This is a genomic window from Prevotella sp. CAG:592 (genome assembly GCF_000436015.1).
GTDB lineage: Bacteria > Bacteroidota > Bacteroidia > Bacteroidales > Bacteroidaceae > Prevotella > Prevotella pectinovora.
Genome location: NZ_FR892572.1, coordinates 62,318 through 68,012 on the forward strand (window position 1 = coordinate 62,318; position 5,695 = coordinate 68,012).

A 5,695-nucleotide genomic window follows, 5' to 3' on the forward strand; every position below is an offset into this window, starting at 1 on the left:
AGCACGTGGCCGCCGTCGAGTGCCGGTATCGGCAGTATGTTCATGAATGCGAGGATGATGCTGAGGAATGCCGTCATTCTCCAGAACAGCATCCAGTCCCAAACCGGTGGGAAGAGACTTCCGATGGCGCCGAATCCGCCGAGCGACTTCGCGCCGTCTGCCGTGAACACGTATTTCATGTCGTCTACATATCCGCGCAACACACCGATACCATATTTGATTCCTGCCGGGAAACTCTCGAGGAATCCATATTCCGTCGTCACCGGCTTGTAGTATGTCATGAGACTCGTCTTGCCCACTCCCAACTGCAACTCCGGCGACAACACCACCTTTGCGGTGTCGAGCTGTCCTGTTGCCTTGCTCTTATACACGAGAGTAGTGGTGCGCACCTTCAGCGAGTCTTTCGTAGTCTTTGCCGTAGCCGTCATCACGTCGGTCATCACTCCTATCTGGTCGTCGAAATCGCACCATGAGTTCACCGGCGCTCCGTTGAACGCCACAATCCTGTCGCCCTTCCTGATGCCTGTCTTGGCGGCTGCCATGTCTGGCATCACGCTGTCTACCTCGGCTGGTATGATCGGTCGCATGAAGGCCGGTTCTGACTTCAGCATCTTCAGCAGGCTCATGTCTTCGGGCAGGGTGATGGTGACGAGCTTTCCTTTTCTCTTCACCGTAACGGTCTTGGCATCAGCAATGTTGCGGAAAAGGTCAACATCAAACTTCTTGAATTCCTTCTGGTCGGTGCCTACGGGCACGTCGCCGTCCTGGAATCCTATTGCCTTTGCCTCGGTGTTGAATTTCATACCCATCGTCATGTCCTGAACAGGCATGTATGAATCTCCCCAATAGAAGAGCACCATACTGTAGATAAACAGGGCGAGCAGGAAGTTGACGAGCACTCCGCCAATCATTATCAGCAGTCGCTGCCATGCCGGTTTGGAACGGAACTCCCATGGTTGTGCGGGCTGTTTCATCTGTTCCGTGTCAAACGATTCGTCTATCATTCCCGAAATCTTGCAGTATCCACCCAGCGGCAGCCATCCCACGCCGTATGTCGTGTCGCTCTTCTTCGGCTTGAATTCGAAGAGGTGGAACCAGGGGTCGAAGAAAAGGTAGAACTTCTCTACGCGCACACCGAAAAGTTTTGAGAAAAAGAAGTGTCCGCCCTCATGCAGCAGGACAAGGATAGAGATTGCGAGCATGAACTGCAGCAATCTGATTAAAAATATTTCCATCTTGTTTTGTTGATATTCTTGGGTTGTTATTCTTGAGTTGATGCGCCGTCATTCCGAAACGAACTGGAGTAAAACGGCTTCCACACTTTCTTTCTATATATATAATAATGTAAAGGACGATGTCTCTTTGCCGTTTCCGTCATGCTCCCATCAGCTCCGTTGCCACTCGTCTTGCCTCGGCGTCGGTAGCGATGTAGGTGTCGTACGACGGGTTGGCATCAAACGCCACCCTTGCCATGGTCTCTTCTATGATGCGCGGCATGTCGAGGAAACCGCATTTGTCGTCAAGGAATCCGCGGTTCACTATCTCGTTGGCGGCATTCAGTATGCAAGGCATGTTGCCGCCTTTGCGCATCGCCTCATAGGCAAGCGCCAGACAGCGGAATTTCTCCATATCAGGTTCGAAGAACTCCAGCGGATGCTCAAAGAGATTCAGTCTGTCGCCGTTGAGATGCAGCCTGTCGGGATAGGAGAAGGCATACTGTATCGGCAGACGCATGTCGGGCACTCCGAGCTGTGCTTTCACAGCCCCGTCGACAAACTGCACCGCACTATGTACTATCGACTGCGGATGCACGAGCACCTGAATCTTGTCTACGTCCACTCCGAAGAGCCACTTTGCCTCTATCACCTCGAAGCCCTTGTTCATCATCGAGGCGCTGTCGATGGTGATCTTCGCCCCCATCTCCCATGTGGGATGGTGCAGGGCGTCTGCCTTCGTCACCTTGGCGAGCTGCTCCTTTGAGAATGTGCGGAACGGTCCGCCGGATGCCGTGAGTAGGATCTTCTCTATTTCGTTGTCGCCCTCGCCCACGATGCTCTGGAATATCGCCGAATGCTCACTGTCCACCGGGAGTATCGGCGAGTGGTTCTCTGCCGCAAGCCTGCATATCAGTTCGCCGGCCACCACGAGCGTCTCTTTGTTGGCGAGACATATCTTCTTGTGTGCCTTTATCGCACTGATGGTAGGGCTCAGTCCGGCGAATCCCACCATCGCCGTGAGCACCATATCTATCGGACCGGCTGTCACGATGTCGTCGATTGCCTGTCTGCCGGCATATACATTGATGTCGGGACAGTCGGCGAGCAGCGACTTCAGTTCCTCGTAGTGTGCCTCGTTGGCTATCACCACGGCGGCAGGATTGAACCTGCGTGCCTGTTCAGCCAGTTCCCTCACCCTGTTGTTTGCCGTGAGGCAATACACCTCGTATAGGTCGGAGTGTTCTTCTATCACCTCCAGTGCCTGCGTACCTATTGATCCTGTTGAGCCGAGTATGGCTATTTGCTTTTTCATATCAGTTGTTGTCGTTGATGTCGATAAGACCTTCCGGAAGTTTTGCCCTGAGCAGCTTCTTCCCGGCGTCCACCTCCACTATGATGTCTTCGCTTGCCGGGATGAGCGCGATGTCGCCGCCGGCGGTCTCAACCTCGAGCAGCACGTTGATGGTGCTCTCGTCGATGCCCACCACTTTGCCTACTATGGTTCCGCCCATATTGTCGTCGGCAAGGCTGAATCCCTTCAGCTCGTCCCAGGTCAGTTCGTCGTCGCCCCGGTCGGAGAGATGTTTGGGGAAATACACCTCGCTGCCCACTATCTCGCTGGCTTCCTCCTTGGTGTCGATGTCCTCAAACTTCACGAGTGCCGTCTCGCCCGACTTGAATCTCCACTCCTCCATATAGAATGGCACGAGGATGCCGTCGATAAGGAGCACGAGATAGTCGGCGTCGACACGGTCGAACACATCGTCGTCGAAGAAGAGCGTCAGCTCTCCCTTCACTCCGTGCGGCTTGCCAATCTTGCCAATCTTATATACCTCTTCCTGTCTTATCATCAGTTTTTCACACGCTTAATGTTGGCGCCGAGAGCATTGAGGCGTGCCTCTATGTCCTCATAGCCACGGTCTATCTGGGCTATATTATCGATTCTCGACGTGCCGTTGGCGCTGAGAGCCGCTATGAGCAGCGCTATGCCGGCGCGTATGTCCGGGCTGGTCATCCTGCCGGCTTTCAGTCTCACCTTGTGGTCGTGGCCTATCACCACGGCGCGGTGTGGGTCGCAGAGTATTATCTGTGCGCCCATGTCTATCAGCTTGTCAACGAAGAACAGTCGGCTCTCGAACATCTTCTGATGCACGAGCACGCTGCCTCTCGCCTGTGTAGCCACCACGAGCAACACGGAGATGAGGTCTGGAGTGAGTCCGGGCCAAGGGGCATCGGCAAGCGTCATTATCGATCCGTCGATAAACGAATCCACCTGATAGTGAGGCACATGCGGTATGTAGAGGTCGTCGCCCTCTATCAATATCTTCACTCCCAGGCGGCGGAAGGCATCTGGTATGATACCGAGATTCTCCACCGACACGTTCTTTATCCTCAGTCCGTTGCCCACCATCGCCGCCATGCCGATAAAGGAGCCCACCTCTATCATGTCGGGCAATATGGTGTGGTCGGCGCCATGCAGCTTGTCCACTCCCTCTATGGTGAGCAGGTTTGACGCTATGCCGCTGATTTTCGCTCCCATGGCATTGAGCATCTTGCACAGCTGCTGGATGTATGGTTCGCAGGCGGCGTTGTATATCGTCGTGGTGCCCTTGGCGAGCACGGCAGCCATCACGATGTTTGCCGTTCCCGTCACCGAAGCCTCATCAAGAAGCATATAGGTACCCTTGAGTCTGCTTGCCTTTATCTCGAAGGTGTTGCTGCCCTCGCTGTGAACGAACTTGGCTCCCAGATTCTTGAATCCCAGGAAGTGGGTGTCGAGCCGGCGTCTGCCTATCTTGTCGCCTCCGGGCTTTGCCACCACTGCCTTGCCGAAGCGTGCGAGCAGCGGACCGATCATCAGCACGCTGCCACGGAGCGACGAGCATTTCTTCACGAACTCCTCGCTGCCGAGATAGTCGAGATTTATGTCTTTCGATTCAAAAGTGTATTCGTTCTTGCCTATGCGCTCCACGCTCACGCCGATGTCTTTCAGCAGGAGAATCAGGTTGTTCACGTCCAGAATGTCCGGCACGTTTCTCATCACCACCTTCTCCTCTGTCAGGAGAGTGGCGCATATCACTTCGAGGGCCTCGTTCTTGGCTCCCTGCGGCGTAATCGTTCCGCTCAGCGGATGCCCGCCTTCTATGATGAAAGATTCCATAGTGGGTAGGTTAGTGGTTTTGTCTTCTTCGCTTTCCTTTCAACCCGCCGCCGCTCTTCTGTTGCGGCTGCGGCAGGTTGAAGCGGGCGTTCTGCAGTTCTCTCGGGTCGAGCTGGATTATTCCGTCGGTGAAGCGGGCGATGTCGTCTACCACCTTGTCATAATTGTTGGCGCCGTGGCTCCACTGTCCGAGGTTGCGCTTCATCTGCTCTGCGGTGAGCCTTGCCAGTTCGTCGCGCTCCTTTCCCGGCTCCATCTTCTTGAGCAGTTCGAAGCTCTCGAAAAGCAGGTGGCCATAGTGTCTCACCTTGATTTTCGTCATCGGATAAGCCAGCGGTTTCGGCTTCTCTGATATTTCCTTCGCCTTGCTCACGTCGTATGGATAGTCGATGTCGAGTTTGAAGTCGCTGATGATGGCGAGATGGTCCCAGAGCTTGCATTTGTAGTCGGCATTGTTGCGGTTCTGAGGCAACATGCGCTCCATCACTCTCACAATCGTCTCGGCACATCTCTGGCGCTCCTCCTTGGTGGGCAGATTCACGGCGATGTCTACCATCTGCTGCACCTCCCTTCCGTATTCCGGCAGGATGAGCTTTTCTCTCTCGGTATTGTAATCCAGTCCTTTTATATTCATCTTCTGTAAGTTATCTTGTTTTTCCTTAGAGGAGCTTGCGCGGTGTCTTCGCCACGAAGTCCTTCAGATAGAACGGCACGAAATATGCCACGTCTTCATATCTCTCCTCTGCTATCCTCTTCTCTGCCAGCGGGTACATGAATTTCGACAGAGGTTCGATATCCTTTATAAGGTGGGCATTGGGATGGTTTATGGTCTCCATGCATTTCTCTGCTCCGTTGCCGAAGAAATACACGGGCTCCTTGTCGAGGAATTCCCTGTAGGTGTCGGCGTCTACGACGTCGGCCTGTACCTTCCTGACTTCCTGCAGACGGCGGTTGTACACGGCGGCATACACCTCCATACGCCTTGCGTCGATCATCGGACAGAGCAGTGCGTCCTCCTCTATCTCATGATGCAGCAACACGGGCACCGCCATCAGTTCGAGCGTCGGTACGGCAATGAGCTTCACTCCCCTGCCGTAGCAGATGCCTTTTGCCATCGACACTCCGATGCGGAGGCCGGTGTAGGAACCGGGGCCGCAGCTCACGGCAACAGCATCAACGGGTATGGCATGACTGTCGGCGAACGACAGTCCCTCGTCTACGAATTCTCCAAGTTTTACGGCGTGGTTAGGTCCGGAATGGTCTTCTTTCGTAAAGATGTCGGCGCCGTCCTGACTCACTGTTAGAGAGCACACGTTTG

Annotated in this window: 6 protein-coding genes; all 6 read right to left on the reverse strand. The window is 54.4% G+C overall.

Features of this window, described 5'->3' with window-relative positions; genetic code table 11:
• On the reverse strand, positions 1–1,235 hold a 1,235-nt coding region (gene rseP, locus QVO99_RS05810; RefSeq protein ID WP_288176985.1), incomplete at its 3' end, for an RIP metalloprotease RseP.
• Between the two features lie 139 nt (positions 1,236–1,374).
• Positions 1,375–2,529: a 1-deoxy-D-xylulose-5-phosphate reductoisomerase gene (locus tag QVO99_RS05815; protein WP_022316663.1), complete on the reverse strand. Its 1,155-nt coding sequence runs from the start codon at positions 2,527–2,529 to the stop codon at positions 1,375–1,377.
• Position 2,530: 1 nt separating this feature from the next.
• The gene (gene rimM, locus QVO99_RS05820) at positions 2,531–3,067 is read right to left on the reverse strand and encodes a ribosome maturation factor RimM (RefSeq protein WP_022316664.1); all 537 of its coding nucleotides are present in this window, start codon (positions 3,065–3,067) and stop codon (positions 2,531–2,533) included.
• Positions 3,067–4,377, reverse strand: coding sequence for a UDP-N-acetylglucosamine 1-carboxyvinyltransferase (murA, locus tag QVO99_RS05825; protein WP_022316665.1), 1,311 nt, complete (start codon positions 4,375–4,377; stop codon positions 3,067–3,069). The genes rimM and murA overlap by 1 nt, the downstream gene beginning before the upstream one ends.
• A gap of 10 nt (positions 4,378–4,387) precedes the next feature.
• A complete protein-coding gene (locus QVO99_RS05830) occupies positions 4,388–5,011 on the reverse strand; it encodes a DUF4290 domain-containing protein (RefSeq protein ID WP_022316666.1) in 624 nt (207 codons plus the stop codon).
• 25 nt (positions 5,012–5,036) lie between these two features.
• Positions 5,037–5,695, reverse strand: a 659-nt coding sequence (tsaB, locus tag QVO99_RS05835) for a tRNA (adenosine(37)-N6)-threonylcarbamoyltransferase complex dimerization subunit type 1 TsaB (RefSeq protein ID WP_288176986.1), incomplete at its 5' end; no start/stop codon positions are given.